Raw genomic sequence first — 26,120 nt, forward strand, 5'->3', positions numbered from 1 at the left:
TTCCGCTGAGAAATCGCGAATAAGGAAACATGATCAAGGTAATTTCATACTCGCTAACATTGCTTTAAATGCCAGAGTGAAAATGATCTTAGATCGGATCAATGATCAAGAGATCCACTGCACCGGAAGCATGTAAAATCAACGACGATTTACGGACAATGTCAATCAGAGTAGGGGTTGTGGCTGATTGCACCCTCAATCGCCATTCATTACGCTGCAATTGAATTGACGCGCGATTGGCAGCGATTACCATGATCATGCTTTCGCCAGCACGTGGCAAAACCCGTTGATACCGCAATCGGTGTAAAACGTGTCATTCAATTAAGAGAACGTCCAAATAGTAGCCAAAACAGGTCTATTTTCTATATTGCTTGATCATGCTTCCAAATCGTTAACCACAGCAATAGAAGGCACAAAACAAAAAGAGGACAAGAAGGCGTGCAGATGATTCAAGGGATTGTGGATAAGTTGTGAGTGCACCTTGATCATCGTTTAAGAACGCTGTTGATCATAGATTCGAGGATCACATGATCATGGTTCGGAATATTTTTGATCATGCTTTCAATGAGTTAATGATCATCGTTTCAGGGATACTATGATCATGCTTTCGAAGGGTATTTTAAAAAGTCATTTAAAAACAGTGCATTACAGAGCCATTTAGCCTCAGATCATATGATCATATTAATCACTCTTAATCATAATAATCAAAAAGATCAGTTATTTAAAACCAACAATTTTTTCTTTATTTATGATCTCTTTTTCTTTATTCTCTTGGAACTATAGCGATATTACGGCCAGTGTGATACGGATCTAATAATGACGTCAGAAGAGAAATTGCTGATTAAGGCACCCAGAAGCCACAAAGATGGACACCTCTTTGAAGTTTCTGAAACTGCAGTAGATTGGATAGAACAATATCAGCATTTTAAAGGTGTCACGAAGAGTATTGTAGAACTTCTAAACTTAATTTCTCTGCGTGGCTTTCGTAGCAAGGATGGCCTGGTATCAACCACAGAATTGATTGATGCAACTGATGGCCAGTTGACACGTGCTGCTATCCAGCAACGGTTGAGAGCCGCTGTATCGATCGGGCTGTTTAAACAAATCCCAGTACGCTTTGAGGAAGGCTTAGCGGGCAAAACCATGTTGCACCGCTTCGTGAACCCGAACCAATTGATCTCCGTGCTAGGATCCACCAGCTTGGTGACGGAATCAGTCAAGCAAAGCGAAAAACGCAAGCGTTCTAAAGCATTAGCGCAAACTCAGGTAAATCAACGTTTGTTGACAGAACATGGGTTGAATACACCACCAGCCATGAAGGATGAAGCCGATCAATTTGTGGTTTCACCAACCAACTGGGCCGGAATTATTGATCAGGCGCTAGCGCCGCCTCGCACTCGTAAAAGCTATCAGAAATCCATGGTATCGATTTCGGGCACTCGAGCAGTGATCGAGACACGATCATCGAAAAACATCATGACAGTCGATGATCTGATGACCTTGTTTGCACTGTTTACGCTTACGGTGCAGTACCATGATCATCATCAGGAAGATTACCAACTCAACGCCAGCCACGTACCCAACAAGACACCGCTCTATATCACGGACATCTTGTCGCTGCGCGGAAAAAAGGACAGCGGGCCGGCTCGTGACTCGATTCGAGACAGTATTGATCGTATTGAATTTACCGACTTCCAGTTACATGAACTCACCGGGCGTTGGCTGAGTGAAAACATGCCGGAAGGGTTCAAGAGTGATCGTTTCCGTTTTCTGGCACGCACGATCACGGCATCAGAAGAGGCACCAACAGAAGGCAGTGATGGCGAGATCAAGATCAAACCAAACCTGTATATTCTGGTCTGGGAGCCTTCGTTCTTTGAAGAGCTGATGACGCGTGATTACTTCTTCCTTTTCCCGCCAGAAATTCTGAAGCAGCATACGTTGGTGTTCCAGTTGTATTCTTATTTCCGAAGCCGCATGTCACGCCGCCACACGGATGTGATGCTGCTTAGTGAGCTGAATCAGAAACTGGCTCGCAACATAGAATGGCGCCGATTCTCCATGGATCTGATTCGAGAACTGCGCCGCTTGTCTGATGGCAAAGGCAATGACGATCTGTTTGTCGTAAACCTGTGGGGCTATCACCTGACGATCACCACCATGATCGACAAAGGCAAGCTGACCGACTATCAGGTTGATATTAAGTGCGATGTGGAAGAGGTGCTGCGCTATTCACGTGCGAAAACCACCAATGCAGGCAAACGCAATATGGCGCCGACGTTGCCAAACCCGCTGCGTAACGAGATGGTGTCCAAGCAGAAGCTGGAAGAGCTATCAGAAATCATCGATGGTGAATTTGAGCCGATTCAGCGCAAATCACCGTCACCGCGCGGAAAATTGGGCCGTCGCGTGAAGCTGCGTAAACACCTGGTTGAGATCAATGCAGACGAGATTACCATCACTCTATCTAAATACACCTCACCAGAAGCTCTAGAACGCGGTATAACGGCTTTGGCGGCGATGACCGGGCATGCCCCTTCCTCAATCCGTGAAGAGTGCGTAGAGCTCATTGACAAGCTTGATTGGCTGCGAGTCGATGAAGATGTGATTCCGTACGAGACGCTCAGCAAGATGATTGAGCTGTATAATTCGCAAAATGAGAGCAAGCATCTCTCCATCGAGCGCCTGATTTCCGGCTTGGCAGTACGCCGTAAAGTGTGTAAACAAGTGCACGAAGGGCATCTGGATGAATCGGTATTCCGGGCGCTGGATGAAGTGGCGATTGGTATTTGAGCCGCTAAACAACACTTTTAGAACACAACGTTGACATACATCTGACAATGAATGGGCGGGCCTTGCGTAAAGTTAAACCCGAATAGACAACCTTTTGTCCTATCTGATGAATTAATAGATTGGCTCATATTGTTACATTCATTCTGAATTAGTTTGCGAGTTCTTCCTGAGAGCTCGCTTTTTTTTTCGCCTGAAATTCAGATTCTTACGATCAATTCTTTTCATTATCCCTTGATCATGCTTTCGGTTCACCACCAGTTCGGTGAGATATGCTCTTGATCATGCTTCCATTCAAACTGCTGCATCAGTCTCACGTGTGCTTCGATCAACTCTCGCGATCGTTGATGCCAGCCCGTTTCAGGCTGATTCTGACAGAGTTCGAGCAACAACACCGTGAGGCGGGTGAGCCGTATCAGACACCAATCGCGAACCTGCCTGGAAGTATTGGGCGTACAGACGCAAAGCTGCAACTTGGCTTGCACGAAGCTAATCCAGGCAAAGGCCTGTTCTGCGGAATCAGGAAGGGCTTGCTGGTAGAGACGAATACCTGCGTCAAGGAAGCAAGTCAGCGCCAAAGGTTGATCGTGAAAGCTGCTGTCGGTGAATACTTCGTCTGGTGTTGCCAGCAGTAACGAGATTAAGGCATCACCTTGATCATTGTTCCGAATTCGCTGGATGGTTCGGATCGCGTCAATCCACTCTTGTGCACCCATTTAACGTTGTCCTGCTGCCACTTTTTAACAGTGTGGTTAAGAGGTTGGCAATGAGCAAGAATCGAAAAAGATGAGCGATTCAAACCTGCAGAGCAGCTGTGCGATAAATAGCCATTGAAGCCTGATGACACAAGGGATAGCGCGACAGGAATTGAGAGATTGATCGGCTTAATTTTTTTGCGAGAATTTTTTAAATGTACTTCTACACTGTAGGTAGAGCAAAAGATAATTGAGCTATTTATTGATTAGATTTCTGAACTATCGTCGAAATCACATTCTGGCTCAAATCTGCTTAACAAGGTTTTGGCGCTTTGCTACAGATTACATGTCCCTGGCATGGTTTGTTCGGAGGTTACAATGTCCATTAATTCAATTGACCATGATGAAATGACTAATATCGCAAGCAGTTGGGACTTCACGGAAGAAGTTGAAACACCACGCCCAATGAAAAATCTAAAATCTGCGGAAGCTCGTCGTCGCATTGAAACACTGCGAGAGATCCGAGAAAGCGGGTTGACCATTGAGGAAGCAAAGGAATTAGGTCTGCTTCACTGAGAAGTGCCTATTAGGCGAATTGAGAAGGGTGGCGAAAGCCACCCTTTATGTTTTTAACGCTTTTATTGATGAATGCTGATTAAACCGACATTTTGACTCTTAATTTTTCCTATTCCTATGCTATATTTCGCCCCACGTTTTTATCGACTGTGGGCTTACTAATGTCTTTCAACCTCGCATTGCTGGATGCTGCAGAGAAAAACAAAATAGAACTCGACAAACAGGCTTCTTTTTTAGTTTGGAAGATGAAGCAGGCAAAAAGTGGATCGGAAGAGATCACTAAGCAGCTAGCCAAGCTTGTTTCTGCACAAGAAAAAGAGTGGTTTCAACAGTCGGTAGACAAGTACAAACGAGTGATGGGCGTGGCATAACGCTTGGCTCTCAGCAGAAGCGAAGGCTATCTGCTAAAATCCGTCGCATAAAATTTGAACTAGAGAGAACATCCCGATGGGAAGAAGTTTTGAAGTGCGCAAAGCCTCTATGGCGAAAACTGCAGGCGCAAAAATTAAAGTTTATTCCAAATACGGTAAAGAAATTTACGTGTGTGCGAAAAACGGTGGTAGCGACCCAGACATGAACCTGTCTCTGCGTCACCTGATCACTAAAGCGAAACGCGATCAGGTTCCGGCGCACGTTATCGAAAAAGCGATCGATAAAGCGAACGGCGGCGGCGGTGAAGATTACCAACCAGCGCGTTACGAAGGTTTTGGCCCAGGTGGTACAAACGTTATTGTTGACTGTCTAACTGACAACGGCAACCGTACGTTCCAAGACGTTCGCCAATGCTTTGTAAAAGTAGGTGCGAAAATTGGTGTGGAAGGTTCTGTTTCTCACATGTTCGATCACCAAGCGGTATTCCAATTCAAAGGCGAAGACGATGAAGTGATTCTTGAAACGCTAATGATGGAAGATGTCGACGTGACTGACGTTGAACTCGAAGATGGTGTGATCACAGTATTCGCTCCTCACACTGAGTTCTTCAAAACTAAAACAGCGCTAAACGCTGCATTCCCTGATCTGACCATTGATGTGGAAGAAATTACTTTCGTTCCTCAAACACCAACACCAGTATCGGGTGAAGACGCAGAGAAATTCCAGAAGTTCCTAGACCTTCTTGATGACTGCGACGATGTTCAGCAGGTATATCACAACGCTGAAATCGAATAAGAACGCAAAAAGAAAACCGAGCTTTAAGCTCGGTTTTTTTCTGCCTGAGATTTGATGCCTGAATGGGGTCTCGAAAGCCATGCCGCTAAATTGCGGATTTGTGGCAGAACGGTAAGGTTAAGCAGCAGCGCCAGCGGCCAGGCGATAGTAAATCCGTTCAACCATATCTGCGGCCACTGTGCGTTAAAGCCGAGCTTATAGCCAGATAACACGCCAGACATGATTAGCGCCATCACAAACGATGACATCAGCGCGGTTAGCCAGAATTGTTTACGACTTATCATGGATTTTTTCTCTTGTTTCCTCTGTATGGCAACTAAGATATAACTATCCATAACTGAGAAAAATCCCCAAGAAAAGAAGTATGAATTCCATTTTCGGAAACATTGACGATCTCTATTTGTTCTTCTGTGTGGTGGAGGAAGGTTCACTGGTATCGGCATCGAAAAAGCTTAAGTTACCAATCTCAACCATGTCTCGCCGCCTGTCCGCATTGGAATCACGTCTGAATCTTCGTTTACTGGAAAAGCAGGGCAGGGAACTGGTCGCCACGCAAAGTGGTTTGCAGGCATTTTTGGCTATTCGCAGCGGAATGGAAAATCTGGAAAGCACGTTTAACCAGATGTTATCAGAAAATCAGGAAGTGACCGGCAGTGTTAAGCTGGCCATTCCTCACAACTTCTATCGTGCTTTTGTCGGGAAAGTGGTGGAAGAGTTCATTCGTCAGCATCCGAAAGTGCACGTCGAGCTGGCGCTAAGCCAGGAGTCTGTGACACCAGAAACCAATCGCGACCTGTTGATCACCTTTGATATCGACAACATGGAAGGCATGATTGCGCGTCCTCTGTTTAAAGCGAATCACGGTTTTTTTGTCAGCCCTGAGTATCTGGCGCAATGTGGACCGATCACCAGTCTGGATCAACTCGAAACACTGGATTGGATCTCGGTCGATCGCGCGCAAGAGATCCCGATTTATTGTGGTGAAGAGTTTGAGCGCCTGATTCATATTAGACCCAAATTGATCGTCAACGACATCAATGCAATTGCCAGTGCCGTAGAGCGCGGCTTGGGAGTGGCGTCACTGCCATATCGGCATGTTTCTAAAAGCATGAATATCGTACAGTTACTACCGAAGTATCATCGCAGCGCCAAACAGGCCTATTTGGTGTATCGGGATAGAAAGTATCAGCCCAGGGCGCTGGCCTTACTGGTTGAGGCACTGCTTGATGCAGTGAGCAAGCTCGACAAAGGCGCGCCTGTCGTAAAAGGAGATTAAAATGAAAGTCAGTTTTATTGGTTTAGGTGTTATGGGTTACCCGATGGCCGGTCATCTGGTGAAAGCGGGATTTGAGGTGACGGTGTTCAACCGTACTCAGGCGAAAGCAATCGCTTGGGCTGAACAACACGGTGGTCATGCGGCCGCCACGGTGGCGGAGTGTGTGAGCGATGCCGATGTGGTGCTGACCTGCGTGGGTAATGATGACGATGTGCGTAGCATGACCACCAGCGAGCAAGGCGCATTGGCCTTCATGAAGCCGGGCTCTATTTTGGTCGATCACACGACGACTTCAGCACAGCTGGCAGAAGAGCTGGGCGCGGCGGCGCAGAAAGTCGGTGTTCGCTTTATGGATGCACCTGTATCCGGCGGTCAGGCTGGCGCGGAAAACGGCGTGTTGACCATCATGTGTGGTGGCGAGGCGGATCTGTTTGATGAACTGCAGCCAGTATTTAAGGCGTATGGCCGTTCTTCGGTTTTGATGGGCGGCGTCGGTCAGGGACAGCGCGCTAAGATGGTCAACCAGATCTGTATTGCTGGCGTACTTAACGGTTTGTCGGAAGGTCTGATTCTGGCGGAAAACGCCGGGCTGGATATTCCAACGCTGGTTGCTTGCCTGAAAAATGGTGCTGCGGGTTCATGGCAGATGGAAAATCGTGCAGTGACCATGGCAGAGAACAAGTTTGATTTTGGTTTTGCCATTGATTGGATGATCAAAGATCTGGGCTTCTGCCTGGATGAAGCTCAGCGTCAGGGCGTGCATTTACCGATGACCGAGAAAACCATTGCAGCATATCGCAGCCTGTCTGCAAACGGGGATGGTCGCATGGACACCTCGGTATTGATTAAAGCGGTCAAGCAGGAAGCCAAACAATAGACCGCTCTATATAGCCAAAAAGCCCCCGAAGTCGGGGGCTTTTTTATGACGGTTTACAGTGTAAAACTGGTTAAACTTTAAACCGTGCCACCAAGTCATACAGTTCATGCGCACGACCATTGAGTGCCTGGCTGCCTTGACGGTTTTCATTAGCCAGATCGGCAGACTGACTGCTTTGATCGGAGATCACCACAATACGTTGTGAAATTTCCTGCCCAACCAGACTTTGCTCTTCCGTGGCGGTCGCAATCAGTGAGTTCATATCCATAATCGTGCCAATCGACTGCTGAATTTGCTCCAGCGCCTTGGCGGCGGCATTGGCCTCCTGCACGGTAGAGACACTGCGATTCTGGCTGGAATCCATCGCGCGTACCGCAGCATCGGAAGCCGCTTTCAACTGCTCAATCATGGCGTGAATTTCACCAGTGCTGTCTTGTGTGCGGCTGGCGAGTTTACGCACTTCATCGGCAACTACTGCAAAGCCGCGCCCTTGATCGCCTGCGCGCGCCGCTTCAATGGCAGCATTGAGTGCCAGCAGGTTGGTTTGTTCAGCAATATCCTGAATCACGGCAAGGGAGGTGGAAATGTTCTTCACATCGCTTTCCAGTTTGGAGATAACACTGCTGGCTTCGGCCACTTCTTCCGCTAGTGACTGTACGGACCGCGCAGCGGTATCAACAATCGAATGGGCTTCTTTGGCATTGTCGTCTGCCTCTTTGGCTGATTGCGCAGCCTGGCTGGCATTATTGGAAATTTCGTGCGCCGTAGTGGTCATCTCCGTCATGGCGGTGGCAACCTGTTCGGTCTCTTCGCGCTGACCGGAAGCCAAATCATCGACCTGGGTCGCGCGCTGGGTCATGGAGTTAGTTTCATCCACCACTTGCTGGCCGACCAAGTTCACTCGTTTGATGATGTCTTGCAGGCTGGCGACAAAGGCATTGAAGTTCTCACTCAGTTGAGCAAATTCCGGCACGTTGAAACGTTCCATACGCGCTGTCAGATCGGCATCGCCGCTGGCAAACGAGCGGATTGACGCATCAAAGAGACGCAGAGGATGCAAGATGCTGCGGTTGATGAACATGGCAACAATCCCCACCAATACCACAATCACGACGCTGATCGCGGTGAGCGTCCACAAGCTACTGGTGAGTCTTTGTTTGGCGAGCATTTCCATTTCGGCGATTTCGGCGTCGACGTCATCAGTATAAAAACCGGTACCAATGATGAGATCCCACTGTGGCAGATAGACGGAGTAGCTTAATTTAGGCAGAGGCTGAGTCTCACCGGGTTTGGGGAAATAGTAAGTAGTGAAGTCACCGCTTTTGGCGTTTTTGATCAGATCCCGCACCAGATAGTTGCCTTGCGAGTCCTGTAAATCGATGAAGTTGTCTCCCAGTCCGGTTTGGCCTTTGCCCAGCAGGACTCTGGTGCCTTTGCTGTCGTAGCCAAACAGGTAGCCATTTTGGCCAAACGCAATCTCCTGCAAAATCGCGACCGCATCCTCGCGGGTCGCTTGGCGGTTTTTCAGCGGCGTCAGTGCGGATTCGGCGATCTGTAAATACGCTTTAAGCTCCGCCTTCTTCATGTCCATCATCGCTTCGCGCGTGTTGGCCATTTGAGTGTGACTGAAGCTCTGGGTCTCGGTAAAAGTGAAGTACATCATACTGATGGCGATGATCAGCAGCGGCACGATCGACAAAATATAGAGTCGATGACGTATGGTTAAATTCATAGCGTGTCCCGTCCAGTAAAGGTGATTGTCTTTTGCCTGCGCTCTGGTTTGAGGTGGCTTATTGTTGTTTTACTCAGTAATCGTAGCGCAGTTTTGTTACGGGGGAGGGGAGTTGGTTAGATTTTGTTATTTGCGTCGACATTGATCGTTATCGCAACGGCTCTGACCTGTCAGCCAGCGGGATAATGTGTAGCGATGACGAGCGAACAATAAATAGCCGTAATTGGCGAGTGGACGGATAACAGGCCAGCGTGTCATGGCATAGATCCACGGCCTACCGACCAAAGACCAGGCCAAATGTAGCGCATCCAATCCTCGGATCAGCTCACCTTGCGAATTGTAGGCGAGCAGGATCCGCCGCGCTTCTTCTGCGTCGATCTCGGGATAGGCGTCCATGGCTTCACTGTGGATGTCGATCAGGGTGATGGAATGATGAACATCATGCTGCTTTAATGCGCACATTTCGCGAAAGCAGAGCGGACAGCGCCCATCAAAAAAAATCGTAATTTGTGACATCATTCGAGCTTATTAACTTTTTTTCTTAGCACAAAAGTATGACATTTCTTGATCCAAATCAAAGAAACTTTTCAGATATAACAGGTGGTTGAAGTGTGTAACCCCACATTAGTAAAGGTTTAAATTTACTAATGATTCCATTTATGAAAGGTAAGATTGCAATTTGATCTACTGTGATTCGGACTTAATGTCCGCATAATGCGCCAGATGTAACAAAATGTTTCCGACTGTGACATTTGTGTTTTGGCGTGAGTTGAATTGTTGGACGTATGTCGATGTTCATGACTTGCGTGCACGCGAATGTTACCTCAAGTAAACATTTGTTCAAGCTCAACACACATAAAAATACTCATAAACATCAACCGCAGATTCCAAAAAGTGCCAACTTTTGTCGGTGGAAATCTGCAAATACAGTCGAGAAAGTCAATGGAAGCCTCAAGATACAAAAACATCTTGTCGAGAGCGGGATTGTTTTTTGCAATTTTGCTCCTCTCAGGATGTCAATCTGCTTTGCTTGATCCCAAGGGCATGGTAGGGGTACGTGAAAAAGAGTTGATCATCACCGCTCTTGTTCTGATGTTGATTGTCGTCATCCCCGTGATTCTGATGACAATTTACTTCTCCTACAAATACCGTGCGAGCAACACTGACGTAGAATACACACCAGAATGGTCTCACTCGACCAAAATCGAAGTGGTGGTTTGGACGATTCCAATCATCATCATCGCGATTTTGGGTGTGATTACCTGGCGTTCTACGCATGAGCTGGAGCCATCCGTCCCACTTCAAAGTGACGTCAAACCGATGACGATTGAAGTTGTTTCACTGGACTGGAAATGGCTATTCATCTATCCAGAGCAGCAGATTGCTACCGTCAACTACGTCGCATTCCCGAAAGATGTTCCTGTGAAGTTCAAAATCACTTCTGACAACATCATGAACTCCTTCTTTATTCCGCAACTGGGCAGCCAGATCTACGCGATGCCTGGCATGGTGACTCGTCTGCACCTGATTGCGAACCACGAAGGTGAGTTCAAAGGCATGTCTGCCAGCTACAGCGGCGAAGGTTTCTCGCACATGAAGTTCGTGGCCAATGCATTGCCAGATCAACAGAGCTTCGACAGCTGGGTTAACGAAGTGAAATCACAGCCAAAAATGCTGCACGATTTCAGCGATTACCAAGCGCTTGCGAAACCAAGTGAAGACGTTCCTGTGACTTACTTCTCTCACGTCCCTCATGACTTGTTCTCGACTGTGGTTATGCAGTTTATGGGTTCTCACAGCATGGGTGGTGAAGCTGAAGAGCATGGTCATATGAACATGGCAGAACATAAAGGGTAACAAACGATGTTTGGAAGACTAACACTAGATTCCATTCCATATCATGAGCCTATCATCATGATCACTATGGCAGTGATCGCGCTTGTTGGCCTTGCTGTGGTAGTGACCATTACTCGTATGGGTAAATGGCAGTACCTGTGGAATGAATGGTTTACTTCGGTAGACCACAAAAAACTGGGCTTTATGTACATTGCTGTCGCGATGATCATGTTAATTCGTGGTTTTGCCGATGCAGTGATGATGCGTAGCCAACAATTGCTGTCGTCAGCGGGTGAAGCAGGTTACCTGCCTCAGCACCACTACGACCAAATCTTTACCGCGCACGGCGTGATCATGATTTTCTTCGTGGCGATGCCGCTGGTCATCGGTTTGATGAACATCGTGGTGCCGCTGCAAATCGGTGCTCGTGACGTGGCGTTCCCATACCTGAACAACCTGAGCTTCTGGCTGTTTGTTGTCGGTGTCATCCTGACCAACATGTCTCTGGCTGTGGGTGAGTTCGGCCGTACCGGTTGGCTTGCATACCCGCCATTGTCTGGCATTGATGCGAGTCCGGGTGTCGGGGTCGACTACTGGATATGGGCACTGCAGATATCCGGTGTTGGTACCACGCTGACAGGTGTGAACTTCTTCGCGACGATTCTGCGTATGCGTACGCCGTCTATGCCGCTGATGAAAATGCCAGTATTCACTTGGGCATCGTTCTGCGCCAACATCCTGATCATTATCTCGTTCCCGATTCTGACCGTAACCATTGCTCTGCTGACGCTTGACCGTTACCTGGGCATGCACTTCTTCACCAATGATATGGGTGGCAACATGATGATGTATGTCAACCTGATTTGGGCTTGGGGTCACCCAGAAGTGTACATCCTGGTTCTGCCAGTGTTCGGTGTGTTCTCAGAAGTCACTGCGACGTTCTCGCGTAAGAAACTGTTCGGTTACACCTCTCTGGTTTGGGCAACGATTGTTATCACCATTCTGGCGTTTGTTGTTTGGCTGCACCACTTCTTCACCATGGGTGGCGGCGCGAACGTGAACGCGTTCTTCGGTATCGCGACCATGATCATCTCTATCCCGACCGGGGTTAAGATTTTCAACTGGTTGTTCACCATGTACCGTGGTCGCATTCAGTTCACAACACCAATGATGTGGACGGTCGGCTTCCTGATTTCGTTCTCTATCGGTGGTATGACTGGCGTTCTGATGGCCGTACCGGGTGCTGACTTCGTACTGCACAACTCGGTATTCCTGATCGCGCACTTCCACAACGTTATCATCGGTGGTGTGGTGTTCGGCTGTTTCGCAGCGATCACTTACTGGTTCCCGAAAGCGACCGGTTTCACTCTGAATGAAACTTGGGGTAAACGTGCGTTCTGGTGCTGGCTGACTGGTTTCATTCTGGCATTCCTACCGCTTTACGCGCTGGGCTTTATGGGGATGACTCGTCGTATCAGCCAGAACATCGACCATGAGTTCTTCCCTCTGCTGGCGGTTGCTGCCTTTGGTACGGCAATTGTTGCGCTGGGCGTCCTGTGTCAGTTCATTCAGATCTACGTGAGTGTGCGTGACCGTAAACAGAACCTGGACCTGACTGGCGACCCATGGGGTGGCCGTACTCTGGAATGGGCAACGTCATCTCCGCCTCCGTTCTACAACTTCGCAGTGCTGCCGAAAGGCGACGAACTGGATGCCTTCTGGTACCAGAAAGAGCGCGGTGAACACGATCTGAACAAAGAAGTGGAATACCAGCCAATTCATATGCCTAAGAACACACCAACGGGTATCTACGTATCGGCTTGGGCACTGATCTTCGGCTTCGCGATGATTTGGTACATCTGGTGGCTGGCGGCTATTGGTTTTATCGGTATCGTCGTAACCAGTATCAAACACAGCTTCAACGAAGACCTCGACTACTACGTTCAGGTTGATGAAATCAAAGCGATTGAAGAAGCGCACCGTAAACGTGCTGCGCAAGCGACCGCTAACCCAGTGTCTGGCGACCAGGGTGACGATGAAGATATGGAGGTGACCTATGCACGCTAATGTTCATGGCGCACATGATCACGATCATCACGACACCGGTGGCAACAAGCTGTTCGGTTTCTGGATCTACCTGATGAGCGACTGCGTTCTGTTTGCAAGCTTGTTTGCAACGTTCGCCGTCCTGTCTAACGCGACCGCTGGCGGTCCAACCGGCAAAGAGCTGTTTGAACTGCCATTCGTTTTCGCTGAAACCATGCTGCTGCTGTTCAGTAGTATCACGTTTGGTTTCGGTATGATTGCGATGAAACGTAAAGACATCGCTGGCCTGAAACGTTGGCTGGCGGTGACCTTCCTGTTGGGTGCTGGCTTTATCGGCATGGAACTGTACGAGTTCCATCACCTGATTGCAGAAGGCGCAGGTCCGCAGCGTAGTGCATTCCTGTCGGCGTTCTTTACGCTGGTGGGCACGCACGGTCTGCACGTAAGCTTTGGTCTGATTTGGCTGGCAGTGTGCTACTGGCAACTCAACAGCAAAGGCCTGAACGAAATGATGGAAACCCGCTTTAACTGCTTAAGCTTGTTCTGGCACTTCCTGGATATCGTTTGGATCTGTGTATTCACCATCGTCTACCTACTGGGAGTAATGTAATGAGCAACCAACACGTAGATTCTGGTAAAAACGATTACATCAAGGGCTTTATTGCGTCACTGATCCTGACCATTATCCCGTTCTACTTTGTCGCGACTCAAAGCCTGCCAGAGACGGTTACTTACGCTCTGATGTTTGGCTGCGCGATCGTGCAGGTGTTTGTGCACTTTGTGTACTTCCTGCACATGGAAACCCGTACCGATGATGGCCGTTGGAACTTTGTGTCTCTGATGTTTACCGCCATGGTGGTACTGATTCTGATTGGTGGTTCAATCTGGATCATGTGGAACCTCAACATCAACATGGCGATGTAGGCATCCATGATTAAAGGTTACATCTCTATCACCAAGCCGGGCATCATCATCGGTAACCTGATCTCAGTCGCTGCGGGGTACTTCCTCGCAGCGAAATCTGAGGCGGCTGATGTGGCTTTGCTGGCATACACCTTGGCGGGTGTGGCAATGGTGATTGCGTCAGGCTGTGTGGTGAACAACATTTTCGATCGTGATATCGATTTGCGAATGGATCGCACTCGTGGCCGTTTACTGGCGCAAGGGGAAATCAATGTTGACCACGCGTTTGTCTACGCTATCGCTCTGCTGCTGGGTGGCACGGCTCTGCTTTATCGCATGGCTAACCCGCTCTCGACAGTGGTGGTGTTGTTGGGATACGTGTTTTACGTGTTCTTCTACACCATGTGGTACAAACGCACCTCTGTGTACGGCACTTTAGTCGGCAGCGTCTCTGGCGCCGTACCACCGCTGGTGGGTTACCTTGCCGTAACCAATTACATCAGCCTGGAAGCGGTACTGCTGTTTGCATTGTTCTGCCTGTGGCAGATGCCGCATTCCTACGCGATTGCGATGTTCCGTATGCAAGATTACAAGACCGCTGGCATTCCTGTATTGCCGGTTGTATCTGGCATTGAAAAAGCACGCAAACACATGATGGCGTATGTGGTGGCATTCAACCTGGTGGCTTTGGCTTTGTTCCTTCTCGGGGAGTGTGGCTACGAGTACCTGGTGATTGCTTCTGCCGTGTGCTTCATGTGGACCAAAGTGACTTTCAAACCGGTGACCGAAGACAACTATGTCGAATGGTCAAAAACGGTGTTTAAAGTGTCACTGCTGGTAGTGATGGGTATCAGTTCTGTTCTTGGCTTGGAACTGATTCCTCTGACTATCTAGCTTCCAACCCGTCACAAGCTCAAAGGCGCCCTTTATGGGCGCCTTTTCTTTTCCGCCATAGCGGATATTTTGTTGGTGAGAAAACCGTTACGCGTTGACGCATTGTGCTATACTCCGTGCCCGATCTACAAAGAGGGTTTTTCCATGAGTCTAAAAAACGACATTCAACAAATGCATAACCGTCTCGATACCTGCCGTCACAAGTTGGATGCTGCTAAGACTCGCGGCGATGACGCGATGATCAGCAAGTTCACCGATGAGGTGGAAGAGCTGTCGAAGAAGCTGAACGGCCTAAAAGGCAAAAACGATTACGAGACGAATAAAGAGCGTAAGAAACTGGCGGATATGCCTTTCTCGCGCGAAATCACCAAAGCCGAGCAGGCGGATCTGGGTAAGCTGAAAAAATCAGTCAAAGGCCTGGTTGTTGTGCACCCGATGACCAAAGTCGGTAAAGCGCTGCGTTTGGAAGTGATGACCGGGTTTGCGCCAAAGCCGTTCTAAGGCGACACCGCAAGAATAAAAAGAGCCAGCGATAGCTGGCTCTTTGCGTTTCTGGCTTTTGATTAGTAACCCATCAATTGCAGCAGATTCTCTGCGGTGCGAATCGCCTCTTTACGGTTGGCGATGTTGAGCTTCTGATACAGGTTACGAATGTGGGTTTTGATGGTGGTTCCTGCCACATCCAGCTCCTGCGCAATCTGCTCATTACTAAAGCCGGAATAGATCAGCCCCAGCACCTGCCATTCGCGCTGCGTCAGCGGGCTGGTGCGCACTAACTCCGGAATGTTCGGGTGGTTGATGAGCTTCTCGACAAACTCTTCGTCGAAATGCACTGAGCGGCTGCGCTGGGTGGTGGAAATCTCTTTCATCAGTTGCTGCGCGCGATGACGTTCTAAATCGCCGAGTTCAACCCGATGTACCAGTTTTTCCAGCAAGTGGCCAATCTTGTAGCCATCAATCAGGAAGTTGCCAATCATGCCAGTCTGGTTGGTCAGACGCAGCGCTTCTTTGATTTTCTCGCGTGCCAGTTCCTCCTGACCGCCAGAAGTCGCGAGGTTCGCTTCTACAATCAGGTTGCGGTTCATATCGGTGATGAGCTGATACTGCTGCGCCTGTTCTTGCATGAAAGTGAGTGTTTGCTCCGCATCTTCGTAGCGTTCCAGATTGATCTGCACGCGAGCGATGTTGCGCCACTGCAATTGTGAGAAGTGGTTGCAGGCGCGCTCCGGTCTGGAAGCGGTCTCCAGCCAGGTTTGCATTGCATCCAGATCGCCACGTGCCTGCCAGTAGAGGATCAGCGACAGTGAGGCGTTCGCGGTCCAGTCGACGTGGTAGTTGGATTGTTTCATCAGATGCTGAATCTGTTCGATAAAGCGGCCGGCTTTATCCAGCTCGCCACGACCAATCGCAATGCGTGCCAGCATCGAGTAACTGTGCAGGTGCTGACTTGGTGAGTGATTGCCAAGCACATCCAGCCCTTTATAGGCGCACTCTTCGGCTTCATCCAGACGATTCCAGCACCACAGAATTTGCGCGCGGATACGCAGCAGGAACTCGTGCAGCGGCACTTGGTGCAGATGCTGCTCTTCGACCAGCTTGAACGCATTGTCCTGCACCTCGAATGCGGCCTGCACGTAGCCTTGTGCGATCAGAATTTCGCTTTGTTGTAGCAGCGCCCACAGTGCCTGATGGTAAACCTGATACTGGCGCGCCAGCTTTTCGGTCTGCTGCATCATCGACAGCGCGCGGCTCAGTTGCCCCAGTACGTGATTGACTTCGCCCACCACCGAGGTTGCCACGATGCGGCTGCGGTAAATGGTGTTATCAAGTTGACTCAAGGCCAGTTCGGCCAGCTCCAGTGCTTTTTCTGGTGCGTTCTGGTTGATGGCAACCTGCGCACGTAGCGCGTTGAATTCGCCCTGTTCTTTGCTGCTTGGCTCAACGTTGAGCGCTTTCATCTCTTTGTCGGCGTGGATAAGCATATCGCCGACATCATCGTAACGGTGCTGACTCTGCGCCAGCCAGGCTTGCAGCAGGCAAAGTTTCGGCTCGCTGTAGAGCTGCGTTGGCGTGAGCAGGTTGATTGCCGCTTCGAGCACTTCCAATTCGCCCTGGTTGAACATCTTCCAGCCGTGCTGAGTCAGAATACTGGCCAGTAAGTCTGTGTCCTGAGCGAGGTGTGCATGACGCAGTGCCTGATGCGGCGTATTGGCTTCCAGCCACGCGCGGGCTGCAGCGCGGTGAAGCTCTTGTTCTTGCTGCGGAATGCGCGCCATACGCTGGTGGGCAAGAAACTCTGCAAACAGGTTGTGGAAGCGATACCAGTTCTGCTCGCCTTCCAGCGGGTAGATAAACAAGCCATAGCGGTTGAGCGATTCAATCATGCTCAGTGCGTCATCACGCTTGGTGAGCGCAGATACCAAAGCGTCATTGAAATGATCCAGCACGGAGCACTGCATCAAGAAGTAGCGTGTTTCCTGATCGAGCAGGTCAAATACCTCTTCCACCAGATAGTCCCACAAATGCGCGTGGTTAAAGTGCGATACCGATTCTGCCGTTTGCGCCAGAGTGCGTTTCTGATGCTGCGCCTGCAAAGCGATCAATTGCAGGGCTGACGGCCAGCCTTCAACATAATTACGCAGGCTGACGGCTGTGATGTCATCAATGCCATCGGCGACGCGCTGGTTAAAGAAGCGGGTGGTTTCTTCGGTATCAAAGGCCAGCAGCTCGTTGCCAATTTCGATCATCAGATCGCGCACGCGCAGGTTGGCGGTACCCAGCGGCGGCGTCATGCGGCTGGTCACGACCAGTGTCAGGTTGTCGGGCATGTGCTTGAGGAAAAAGCGCATAGCTTCGTGGATCTCTTCATCCGAGATCAGATGGTAGTCATCCAGCACGACAAAGCATTCCTGATGAAAATCCGACATTTCGGCAAACACTTCACTAAAGAGGGAGTGCAGAGAAGAGAACTGGCGACGCTCCGCCAGTTTTTGCGCGTTCGGGCAGCTTTGCGATGTGGCTTTGTTGATCGCTTGCAGCAGGTAGTTCATGAAGCGGAACGTGTCGTTGTCGCTTTCATCGATGCTGTACCAACCGACATTCGGTTTGTCCGCCAGCCACTGCGCCGCCATGGTGGTTTTGCCATAGCCAGCGGGCGAGCGGAACAGAACGAGTTTATAGCAGGGAGCCTGCTGCAACAGTTCTAATACCCGCGGCCTGACGATGGCGTTATGCAGCCGTCCGGGGCGAGTTAATTTAGAGGGTATCCACATCGTCGTACTTCCCGTTTCTGTCTCTTTGTAATAGGTAGTGAGGGCTAGCTCACGGTTTAATGATGAAGATGTTACTTGATGTCTTTCCCTACGTTTATTGATCGCCCACGAGATTTTTGCAGGTTTCACACTTCTCACTAAACTACGCCCTATTATTGTGAAGTTAATCACTAAAATGGTGCGTAGATAGCGGTGTATGACTACCACCCTCTACGAAAATTAGTGAAATCTGCGTAACGAGAACGAATAGTTTGTGATCGCGGCTGCACATTGAGCAAATGATTTCAGGCGGAGAAACCTGCGTTTAATAAATCTCCACTAGGGTTATGGAGATGGTTGCCGTGATCCCTGTCACTCATAATTTCGCGACTTGCCCAATCAATGGGAGATAGATCACTCCAACTCAGGTGCTACCCCTTCTACGCCCTGACTCCTCCTCCTAAATTCCGCCGGAAACAGGAGGATGTTTTGATTGCGTAGCAGATGCACGATATGTCTCAGATGGATTAGAACCGAAAAGTGAGATTTCTCAATGAAACCTACTCAACAAAAAAGTTTTGATAAAGCTTTGTTCCAAGAAAACGTAAAACGCCACCTGACTGCTACCTACGCGACGACGATTGAGCACGCATCCAGCCGCTCTTGGTATTTGGCGATGGGCCGTGCCCTGGCCGAATTAACCACGTTTGATCTGCTGCAAACCGAGCAGGATGAGCGCATTGTTAACGCGAAAAGCCTGAACTACTTGTCACTGGAATTTCTGATCGGCCGCCTGACAGGTAACAACCTGATCAGCATGGGGCTGTACGAAGAGATTTCAGCAGCGATGACCGAACTGGGTCAAAGCCTGACCGATCTGCTCGAAGAAGAGCGCGACCCGTCACTGGGTAACGGCGGTCTGGGCCGACTGGCGGCGTGTTTTATGGACTCTTGTGCTGCGCAGGAATACCCGACAGTGGGTTATGGTCTGCACTATGAGTACGGCCTGTTTAAACAATCTTTTGAACAAGGCCATCAGAAAGAAGCACCCGATGCCTGGTGCGGTGTTGAAGGTTACCCTTGGGAAGTGGCACGTCCTGAACTGAAACAGGAAATCGGTTTCTACGGCCATGTGGAAGTGTATCAGGACAACGGCAAAGAGAAGCGCCGCTGGGTACCGGGTATGCTGGTTCAGGCGATGCCGTGGGATCTGCCGATTGTCGGTTACCAGAGCGAGACGGTCTACCCGTTGCGCCTGTGGGAATGCCGCGCGATCGCACCGTTCTCATTGGAAAGCTTCAACAACGGCAACTACTTTGAAGCGCAGCACTCACTGATTGACGCGGGCAACATCACTAAGGTGCTGTACCCGAACGACAACCACGAGAAAGGCAAAACACTGCGTCTGATGCAGCAGTACTTCCACAGTGCTGCGTCGATTCGCGACATTCTGCGTCGCCATGAAGCGGCTGGTTTTGCGTTGGCTGATCTGTCAAAACAAGAAACCATTCAGCTCAACGACACGCACCCAACCATCGCGATCCCTGAGCTGATGCGCATCCTGATTGATGAGCGCGACCTGTCGTGGGAAGCGGCGTGGGCGATTTGTTCAAAAACCTTCGCTTACACCAACCACACGTTGCTGCCAGAAGCATTGGAAACCTGGAGCGAGTCTCTGATCCAGCGCCTGCTGCCTCGTCATATGGAAATCATTTACGAAATCAACCACCGCTTCCTGCAGGAAGTACGCGCGAAATGGCCGGGTGATGTGGCGAAACAGCAAAAGCTGTCGATCATCGAAGAAGGCTTCCACCGCATGGTACGCATGGCGAACCTGTGTGTGATCGGTTCTTACGCGGTGAACGGCGTAGCGGCGCTGCACTCTGAACTGGTGAAGCGTGACCTGTTCCCTGAATTCAACGAGCTTTACCCAGGTCGTCTGCAAAACGTGACCAACGGTATTACGCCACGTCGCTGGCTGAAGTTCTGTAACCCGGGTTTGTCAGCGCTGATCACGGAGAAAATTGGTGATCAGTGGCCTGCGGATCTGGATCAGCTAGAAGCGATTTCTCAGTTTGCTGATGATAAAGCGTTCCAGAAACAGTTCATGGCCGTGAAGAAAGAGAACAAAGAGCGTCTGGCGCACTGGGTGAAAGAGAACATGGGCATCGATCTTGATACCAATGCGATCTTTGACGTGCAGATCAAACGTCTGCACGAGTACAAGCGTCAGCACCTGAACATGCTGCACATTCTGTCTCTTTACCACCGTCTGCTGAACGATCCAAGCTTTGACATGCATCCTCGCGTAGTGTTCTTCGCAGCGAAAGCAGCACCGGGTTACCACTTGGCTAAAGAGATCATCTACGCCATCAACAAGATTGCCGAGAAAGTGAACAACGATCCGCGCATCAACAACAAGTTGAAAGTGGTGTTTGTGCCGGATTACCGCGTCAGCATGGCTGAAATCATCATTCCGGCAGCGGATGTGTCTGAGCAAATCTCTACCGCAGGTAAAGAAGCATCGGGTACCGGCAACATGAAGATGGCGCTGAACGGTGCATTGACCATCGGTACCATGGATGGCGCGAACGTAGAAATTCGTGAAGAAGTGGGCGATGACAACATCTACATCTTCGGTCTGGAAGTGGATGGCGTGGAATCACTCAAAGCCAACGGCTATAACCCGTACGACTTCTACCACGCGGATCCGCTGCTGAAAGCATCGTTGGATCTGCTGGTGGGCGACGAGTTCACGCCGGGCGCGCCGGGCAAACTGCGTGCAACGTACGATAGCTTGCTCGATGGCGGCGACCCGTATCTGGTGCTGGCAGACTTCGCCTCTTATGTGGCGGCGCACGAAGCCATCGACCAGCAATACCGCGACCAGGCGGGATGGGCGAAGAAAGCCATTCTCAACACCGCACTGGTGGGCAAATTCAGCTCAGACCGCAGTATTCGGGATTACGTCAACAACATCTGGAAACTGGAAGCGGTCAAACGCTAAGCCAAATAACAGCCAAGGCAACTGCCTTGGCTGTGTCACAACCATATTTATTACAACACACCCTACACGTTTTGAAGGGGAAAGCAGTCCCTTCGGAGAGAGCGATGAAAGAACAAAATGCATTAAAACAAGTCGCAGAGATGGCAAAAATTGTCGATCACTATGTGAGCGCATGGGGCGACGAAGCGCGTGTTGAAGACGACACTATCCGTCGTCTTTTGGCGTCTTTGGGCTACGACACCACCAATGACGAAACCTTATTGAAGTCGGCAGAGAAAAAACACAAGAAAGATGTGTTGGATCCGGTTCTGGTGATCCGCGAAGGTGAAGCGGTGGAAGTTCCGCTTTATCTGGGCGTGAGTGCCCGTGAAAGCGAATTTAACTGGCGTCTTGAAACCGAGCAAGGAGAGGTACTTGAAGGCTATCTTCAGTCTCAAATCGTTCGAGACGAGCGTGCCGAGGGTGGCCCTCTAGTGTTTGCCCTGCCAAGCGATCTGGCATGGGGCTACCATACGCTGCACATCACCCGCAAACGCCGCAAAGCGCCGTATGAAATGACGCTGATCATTACGCCACCAGCTTGTTTTAAGCAATCTGCGCTGGAACATGGCAAGAAACTGTGGGGCCCGAGCGTACAGCTTTACACCCTGCGTACCCAGCATAACTGGGGTATCGGTGACTTTGGTGATCTGAAACAACTGGTTGCTGACATCGCGTCACGCGGTGGTGATTTTGTTGGTCTGAACCCGATTCACTCTCTGTTCCCGGCTAACCCGGAAGGCGCTAGCCCATACAGCCCGTCTTCGCGTCGCTGGTTGAACATTCTTTACATCGATGTCAGCTCTGTGCCGGAATTTGCACTGAGCGGCGAAGCGCAGCAACGTGTCGGCAGCCCGGATTTCCAACAGCGCCTCCAAAAAGTGCGTGACACGCATTGGGTGAACTACACCGAAGTCGCTGAAATGAAGATGAGTGTGCTGCCGCTGCTGTTTGCTGAATTCAAAAAACGCCATCTGGAAAAAAACACCGATCGCGCCAATGCCTTCCTCAACTTTGTCGAAGAGGGTGGCGATAGCCTGTTGCATCAGGCAACGTTTGATGCGCTGCATGCTGACCTACACGCCAAAGACAGCCAAGTATGGGGCTGGCCAGTGTTCCCGGAAAGCTACCGTCGCTTCGATAGCCCGGCAGTGCAGAAATACATTGAAGAGAATCAGGACAGCGTCCACCTCTACATGTACCTGCAGTGGATTGCTGACACCCAGATCAATGAAGCTCAGGCTTTGGCAGAAGAGAAGGGCATGTCCGTCGGTCTGTACCGCGATTTAGCAGTGGGCGTATCGGACGCAGGTTCTGAAACCTGGGCGGATGATGGCAACCTGATCCTGGACGCGAGCATTGGTGCGCCGCCGGATATTCTTGGTCCTCTGGGGCAAAACTGGGGCTTACCGCCACTGAACCCACAAGTTCTGCAAGCCACCGCTTACGATGCTTACATCAAACTGCTGCGTGCAAACATGAAGCATTGTGGTGCACTGCGTATCGACCACGTGCTGGGTTTGCTGCGTCTGTGGTGGATTCCGAAAGGTGAAAACGCGACCAAAGGCGCGTACATCTACTATCCGGTGAAAGATATGCTAGCGATTTTGGCGCTGGAATCGCATCGCCATCAGTGCAGCGTGATCGGCGAAGATTTGGGCACCGTACCGGATGAAATCGTAGAGTTGCTGCGTGATGCCGGTGTGCACTCATACAAAGTGTTCTTCTTCGAAACTTCCAAAGACGACGGCGGCTTTATTTCTCCGGAGCATTATGCCGAGCAGTCAATGGCAGCGCTGTGTACACACGACATGCCAACGCTGCGTGGTTTCTGGCACTGCGACGACCTGAAACTTGGCGGTGAAATTGGCCTGTACCCAGATGCAATCCAACTGGCGGCGCTGTTTGATGATCGCCTCAAGTGCAAGCAAGGCATTCTGGATTCAGTGGCGTGGCATGGTTACCTGCCTGAAGGCGTAGGCCGTGATGCCAGCCTGGTCCCGATGGATTCCTACCTGAGCGAAGCGTTGCAGTTGCACGTCGCTGCCGGTTCTTCGGCGTTGTTGAGTGTCCAGCTTGAAGACTGGTTGGAAATGGATAAGCCAGTCAACATTCCTGGCACAGTTAATGAATACCCTAACTGGCGCCGTAAGCTTTCCATGAATCTGGACGAAATTTTCGCCCGTGAAGACGTGAACCGCATTGCGTCGAAACTGAGCGAAGTTCGCGCCAAGGCAAGCAAATAAACCCATTGGAGTGATTTAGCCTTTTCTCATAAATTACAACGAGAAGTTTAGGTTCGGTCACTCCACGTCATACTTGAGTTCGATAAGATGGTTTAACGCTAGCAAGCCCGCACTTTTAGCGGGCATTTTTTTCTTTTGAGTGAGTCAAGGTTAGGAGTAGGTATATTGAAAACGACAAAAAAGAAGCCATCCAAACAGCAACTGGCCTATCAACAACTTTCCCACGCCGCGTTTGCTGATCCTTTTGCCTTTTTAGGCCCCTACATTGCCGATGAACAGTGCGCGCTGCGAGTGTGGCTGCCGGGCGCAGACAGCGTTGAGCTGGTGATTGAAGGGGAACCCCGCATTGCGCTGGAGCGTGAAGATGAATCCGGTTTTGTTCTCAAATCATCACGTGATCTGCGTTTTACCCATTATCAATTGGCTGTCAACTGGGCTGGTGTCGAGCAGTTGATTGACGACCCGTATCAGTATCATTCCATTTACGCCGAGTACGACGACCTGCACACGCCAAAGCAGATGTATCATTTTCTGGGATCGCACTTTGTCACGCTTGAACGTGATGGAAAGCAGATCTCTGGGGTACGTTTTCTGGTGTATGCGCCGCACGCTTCCTCTTGCAGCCTGATCGGCTCATTTAACCAATGGGATGGTCGCCGCCATCCGATGCAGCGTCTTGATTACGGCATTTGGGGCTTGTTTGTTCCGGGCCTCGAAGCGGGTGTGCAGTATAAATATGAATTGAAAGGTCCACATGGTGAAGGTTTACCGCATAAAGCCGATCCGTGGGGTAGTTACGCTGAGCAGTATCCATCCTTTGCTTCGGTAGTGTATGACCACGAAAGCTATGAGTGGCAGGATGCGTCTTGGCAAACCCGTCCGGTGACGGAAAAACGCAAAGAAGCGTTATCGTTTTATGAGCTGCACGCTGGTTCATGGAAACGCGGCGAAGATGGCCGCTTCCTCAATTATCGTGAACTGGCTGATCAGTTAGTTCCGTATCTGGTCGATATGGGGTACACCCATGTTGAACTGATGCCGGTTTCGGAGCACCCGTTTTACGGCTCTTGGGGCTATCAGCCTGTTGGTTTGTTCGCGCCAACCAGTCGCTATGGTACACCCGATGATTTCAAATACTTTGTCGACGCCTGTCACCAAGCCGGACTGGGCGTGGTGCTTGACTGGGTTCCGGCTCATTTCCCATCGGATGACCATGGTTTGGCCAACTTCGATGGCACACCACTCTATCACGACCCGGATCCACGCCGGGGCTGGCATCAGGATTGGAACTCGTACATCTATGATTTAGGGCGCGAGCACGTACGCCGTTTTCTGGTTTCTAACGCGCTGTACTGGTTTGAAATGTTCCACATTGATGGCATTCGTGTTGATGCGGTGGCGTCGATGCTGTACCTCGATTACTCGCGCAGTCACGATCAGTGGATTCCTAACATCGACGGTGGCCGTGAGAACTATGATGCGATCGCAACGCTGAAGTGGATGAACGAGGAGGTCTACAAATATTTCCCGAATGCGATGACCATTGCCGAAGAATCCACGGCGTTTCCGGGGGTCTCTGCACCAACCTTTATGGGCGGTTTGGGCTTTGGCTTTAAATGGAACATGGGTTGGATGCATGACAGCTTGTCGTACATTCAGGAAGATCCGGTGCACCGCAAGTATCACCACAATACGCTGACCTTCCCGCTGATTTATGCCTTTAGCGAAAACTACGTCTTGTCGCTATCTCACGACGAAGTGGTGTATGGCAAGCGCTCTCTGATCTATAAAATGCCGGGCGATGAATGGCAGCAAACTGCCAACATGCGCGCTTATTTGGGTTACATGTATGGTCAGCCAGGCAAGAAGCTTAACTTTATGGGAGCGGAGATCGGTCAGACGGCGGAGTGGAATCACGATGATCAATTGCAATGGTTCCTGCTGGAATTTGCCCGTCATAACGGTGTGCAAAGTCTGGTGCGTGATTTGAACCATCTGTACCGTAATGAAGCGGCATTGCATGAACTGGATTGCGATCCGAAAGGTTTTGAATGGCGCCTGCAAGATTCCGCTGATGCCAGCGTGATTGCCCATGAACGCTTTAGTGAAAATGGCGAGCGCATTCTGGTGGTAACAAACTTCACCCCTGTGCCACATGAATCTTTCCGCTTAGGTGTACCCAAGACAGGTAGTTATCAACTGCTGCTCAACAGCGATGCGCCTCAGTACGATGGCAGCGGCTTTGAGGTCAATACGCTGGTGGCTACGGAAAAAGTACCTAGTGAGGGTTTACCTCAGTCACTGAGACTACGCGTGCCACCTTTGGCTACGTTAATGTATAAGTTTATCGACTGAATGACTCATTAGCCTGTTCGAGCCCGATTTTACAATGTAAATCGGGCTTTTTTGTATCGCAGGATCCTTGCCCGACAAGCAAGATCTTGCTTGTTCAAAGGCAGTTTGTTGCTCTAATGGCAAGGTTTTAAATATAACTAATTGATTTTAAAAGAATGCCAAAGTGGCATCGACTTTGCTCCCTTACTCACTGAATTCGCGCTGAGCGCACTTACATCACGAACGTTTTATCGAATGGCAAAGGTTGTCTTAACCCGTTGCCTGATAAACAACCAGTTAGAAAGGAATGAGCAATGCCAACTCCATGTTATATCTCTATCGAAGGTCAAACTCAGGGTCTAATCACTGCAGGCGCTTGTACTGCGGATTCTATCGGCGATTCATTCGTTGAAGGTCACGAAGACGAGATGCTGGTTCAGCAGTTCGACCA

20 protein-coding genes and 1 pseudogene are annotated in these 26,120 nt (G+C 50.0%); 16 read left to right on the forward strand and 5 right to left on the reverse strand.

Going from position 1 to position 26,120, the window contains the following annotated elements:
- Positions 1-816: 816 nt before the first annotated feature.
- The gene (locus JIG40_RS10470) at positions 817-2,793 is read left to right on the forward strand and encodes a replication initiator protein RctB domain-containing protein (protein ID WP_044366237.1); all 1,977 of its coding nucleotides are present in this window, start codon (positions 817-819) and stop codon (positions 2,791-2,793) included.
- Positions 2,794-3,041: 248 nt separating this feature from the next.
- Here the strand turns inward: JIG40_RS10470 and JIG40_RS10475 are convergent, their stop codons facing one another.
- Entirely contained in the window at positions 3,042-3,506 is a 465-nt protein-coding gene (locus tag JIG40_RS10475; RefSeq protein ID WP_158152408.1) for a hypothetical protein, read from the reverse strand.
- A gap of 357 nt (positions 3,507-3,863) precedes the next feature.
- On the opposite strand from JIG40_RS10475, the gene JIG40_RS10480 reads away from it, so the two are divergent.
- The 3 genes from JIG40_RS10480 (at position 3,864) to JIG40_RS10490 (ending at position 5,228) form a co-directional block, all read left to right on the forward strand.
- Entirely contained in the window at positions 3,864-4,061 is a 198-nt protein-coding gene (locus JIG40_RS10480; RefSeq protein WP_024373910.1) for a hypothetical protein, read from the forward strand.
- 161 nt (positions 4,062-4,222) lie between these two features.
- Positions 4,223-4,432, forward strand: coding sequence for a DUF3283 family protein (locus tag JIG40_RS10485; protein WP_024373911.1), 210 nt, complete (start codon positions 4,223-4,225; stop codon positions 4,430-4,432).
- A 76-nt stretch (positions 4,433-4,508) separates the two neighbouring features.
- Complete coding sequence (locus JIG40_RS10490) at positions 4,509-5,228, forward strand: YebC/PmpR family DNA-binding transcriptional regulator (protein WP_024373912.1); 720 nt, start codon at positions 4,509-4,511, stop codon at positions 5,226-5,228.
- A 23-nt stretch (positions 5,229-5,251) separates the two neighbouring features.
- Here the strand turns inward: JIG40_RS10490 and JIG40_RS10495 are convergent, their stop codons facing one another.
- Positions 5,252-5,509 carry a DUF2798 domain-containing protein gene (locus JIG40_RS10495; RefSeq protein WP_199465324.1) on the reverse strand — a complete coding sequence of 86 codons (258 nt, stop codon included), beginning with the start codon at positions 5,507-5,509 and terminating at the stop codon, positions 5,252-5,254.
- 83 nt (positions 5,510-5,592) lie between these two features.
- On the opposite strand from JIG40_RS10495, the gene JIG40_RS10500 reads away from it, so the two are divergent.
- Both JIG40_RS10500 and JIG40_RS10505 read left to right on the forward strand, forming a co-directional pair.
- Positions 5,593-6,504, forward strand: a complete 912-nt coding sequence (locus JIG40_RS10500) for a LysR family transcriptional regulator (RefSeq protein WP_055452248.1) — start codon at positions 5,593-5,595, stop codon at positions 6,502-6,504.
- Position 6,505: 1 nt separating this feature from the next.
- Entirely contained in the window at positions 6,506-7,381 is an 876-nt protein-coding gene (locus tag JIG40_RS10505; protein WP_143683090.1) for an NAD(P)-dependent oxidoreductase, read from the forward strand.
- 70 nt (positions 7,382-7,451) lie between these two features.
- On the opposite strand, the gene JIG40_RS10510 is transcribed toward JIG40_RS10505, so the two are convergent.
- Positions 7,452-9,113 carry a methyl-accepting chemotaxis protein gene (locus JIG40_RS10510; RefSeq protein ID WP_024373916.1) on the reverse strand — a complete coding sequence of 554 codons (1,662 nt, stop codon included), beginning with the start codon at positions 9,111-9,113 and terminating at the stop codon, positions 7,452-7,454.
- A gap of 126 nt (positions 9,114-9,239) precedes the next feature.
- On the reverse strand, positions 9,240-9,629 hold the full coding sequence (locus tag JIG40_RS10515) for a DCC1-like thiol-disulfide oxidoreductase family protein (protein ID WP_199465325.1): 390 nt from the start codon (positions 9,627-9,629) through the stop codon (positions 9,240-9,242).
- 426 nt (positions 9,630-10,055) lie between these two features.
- Here JIG40_RS10515 and cyoA point away from each other — a divergent pair, with 426 nt between their 5' ends.
- The 6 genes from cyoA to JIG40_RS10545 all read left to right on the forward strand — a co-directional run bounded on the left by cyoA (position 10,056) and on the right by JIG40_RS10545 (position 15,293).
- A complete protein-coding gene (gene cyoA, locus JIG40_RS10520; protein WP_024373918.1) occupies positions 10,056-10,970 on the forward strand; it encodes a ubiquinol oxidase subunit II in 915 nt (304 codons plus the stop codon).
- Positions 10,971-10,976: 6 nt separating this feature from the next.
- Entirely contained in the window at positions 10,977-13,016 is a 2,040-nt protein-coding gene (cyoB, locus tag JIG40_RS10525; RefSeq protein WP_024373919.1) for a cytochrome o ubiquinol oxidase subunit I, read from the forward strand.
- A complete protein-coding gene (gene cyoC / locus JIG40_RS10530; protein WP_024373920.1) occupies positions 13,006-13,605 on the forward strand; it encodes a cytochrome o ubiquinol oxidase subunit III in 600 nt (199 codons plus the stop codon). The genes cyoB and cyoC overlap by 11 nt, the downstream gene beginning before the upstream one ends.
- Positions 13,605-13,919, forward strand: a complete 315-nt coding sequence (gene cyoD, locus JIG40_RS10535) for a cytochrome o ubiquinol oxidase subunit IV (protein ID WP_024373921.1) — start codon at positions 13,605-13,607, stop codon at positions 13,917-13,919. Before cyoC ends, cyoD begins: the two co-directional genes overlap by 1 nt.
- A gap of 6 nt (positions 13,920-13,925) precedes the next feature.
- A complete protein-coding gene (gene cyoE / locus JIG40_RS10540; RefSeq protein ID WP_024373922.1) occupies positions 13,926-14,792 on the forward strand; it encodes a heme o synthase in 867 nt (288 codons plus the stop codon).
- 144 nt (positions 14,793-14,936) lie between these two features.
- Entirely contained in the window at positions 14,937-15,293 is a 357-nt protein-coding gene (locus JIG40_RS10545; RefSeq protein WP_004727368.1) for a YibL family ribosome-associated protein, read from the forward strand.
- A gap of 62 nt (positions 15,294-15,355) precedes the next feature.
- On the opposite strand, the gene malT is transcribed toward JIG40_RS10545, so the two are convergent.
- Positions 15,356-18,064 (reverse strand): HTH-type transcriptional regulator MalT, encoded by a 2,709-nt coding sequence (gene malT / locus JIG40_RS10550; RefSeq protein ID WP_199465321.1) that lies wholly within the window; start codon positions 18,062-18,064, stop codon positions 15,356-15,358.
- A gap of 532 nt (positions 18,065-18,596) precedes the next feature.
- Here malT and JIG40_RS10555 point away from each other — a divergent pair.
- The 4 genes and pseudogenes from JIG40_RS10555 to hcp-2 all read left to right on the forward strand — a co-directional run.
- Complete coding sequence (locus JIG40_RS10555; protein WP_024373924.1) at positions 18,597-21,050, forward strand: glycogen/starch/alpha-glucan phosphorylase; 2,454 nt, start codon at positions 18,597-18,599, stop codon at positions 21,048-21,050.
- Between the two features lie 104 nt (positions 21,051-21,154).
- Positions 21,155-23,335, forward strand: coding sequence for a 4-alpha-glucanotransferase (gene malQ, locus JIG40_RS10560; RefSeq protein WP_199465322.1), 2,181 nt, complete (start codon positions 21,155-21,157; stop codon positions 23,333-23,335).
- A 165-nt stretch (positions 23,336-23,500) separates the two neighbouring features.
- Entirely contained in the window at positions 23,501-25,690 is a 2,190-nt protein-coding gene (gene glgB, locus JIG40_RS10565; protein ID WP_055452246.1) for a 1,4-alpha-glucan branching protein GlgB, read from the forward strand.
- A 293-nt stretch (positions 25,691-25,983) separates the two neighbouring features.
- Positions 25,984-26,120: pseudogene (gene hcp-2 / locus JIG40_RS10570) on the forward strand (type VI secretion system effector Hcp-2); the annotation flags it as partial.

It is taken from the genome of Vibrio sp. bablab_jr001, assembly GCF_016464285.1.
Taxonomy (GTDB): domain Bacteria; phylum Pseudomonadota; class Gammaproteobacteria; order Enterobacterales; family Vibrionaceae; genus Vibrio; species Vibrio fluvialis.

Coding starts and splice junctions, on each gene's coding strand:
- JIG40_RS10475 (WP_158152408.1), bottom strand. CDS start 3,506: ATGGGTGCACAAGAGTGGATTGACGCGATCCGAACCATCCAGCGAATT.
- JIG40_RS10505 (WP_143683090.1), top strand. CDS start 6,506: ATGAAAGTCAGTTTTATTGGTTTAGGTGTTATGGGTTACCCGATGGCC.
- JIG40_RS10510 (WP_024373916.1), bottom strand. CDS start 9,113: ATGAATTTAACCATACGTCATCGACTCTATATTTTGTCGATCGTGCCG.
- JIG40_RS10485 (WP_024373911.1), top strand. CDS start 4,223: ATGTCTTTCAACCTCGCATTGCTGGATGCTGCAGAGAAAAACAAAATA.
- JIG40_RS10490 (WP_024373912.1), top strand. CDS start 4,509: ATGGGAAGAAGTTTTGAAGTGCGCAAAGCCTCTATGGCGAAAACTGCA.
- JIG40_RS10480 (WP_024373910.1), top strand. CDS start 3,864: ATGTCCATTAATTCAATTGACCATGATGAAATGACTAATATCGCAAGC.
- JIG40_RS10470 (WP_044366237.1), top strand. CDS start 817: ATGACGTCAGAAGAGAAATTGCTGATTAAGGCACCCAGAAGCCACAAA.
- malQ (WP_199465322.1), top strand. CDS start 21,155: ATGAAAGAACAAAATGCATTAAAACAAGTCGCAGAGATGGCAAAAATT.
- cyoC (WP_024373920.1), top strand. CDS start 13,006: ATGCACGCTAATGTTCATGGCGCACATGATCACGATCATCACGACACC.
- JIG40_RS10545 (WP_004727368.1), top strand. CDS start 14,937: ATGAGTCTAAAAAACGACATTCAACAAATGCATAACCGTCTCGATACC.
- JIG40_RS10500 (WP_055452248.1), top strand. CDS start 5,593: ATGAATTCCATTTTCGGAAACATTGACGATCTCTATTTGTTCTTCTGT.
- cyoB (WP_024373919.1), top strand. CDS start 10,977: ATGTTTGGAAGACTAACACTAGATTCCATTCCATATCATGAGCCTATC.
- cyoE (WP_024373922.1), top strand. CDS start 13,926: ATGATTAAAGGTTACATCTCTATCACCAAGCCGGGCATCATCATCGGT.
- cyoA (WP_024373918.1), top strand. CDS start 10,056: ATGGAAGCCTCAAGATACAAAAACATCTTGTCGAGAGCGGGATTGTTT.
- JIG40_RS10515 (WP_199465325.1), bottom strand. CDS start 9,629: ATGTCACAAATTACGATTTTTTTTGATGGGCGCTGTCCGCTCTGCTTT.
- cyoD (WP_024373921.1), top strand. CDS start 13,605: ATGAGCAACCAACACGTAGATTCTGGTAAAAACGATTACATCAAGGGC.
- malT (WP_199465321.1), bottom strand. CDS start 18,064: ATGTGGATACCCTCTAAATTAACTCGCCCCGGACGGCTGCATAACGCC.
- JIG40_RS10555 (WP_024373924.1), top strand. CDS start 18,597: ATGAAACCTACTCAACAAAAAAGTTTTGATAAAGCTTTGTTCCAAGAA.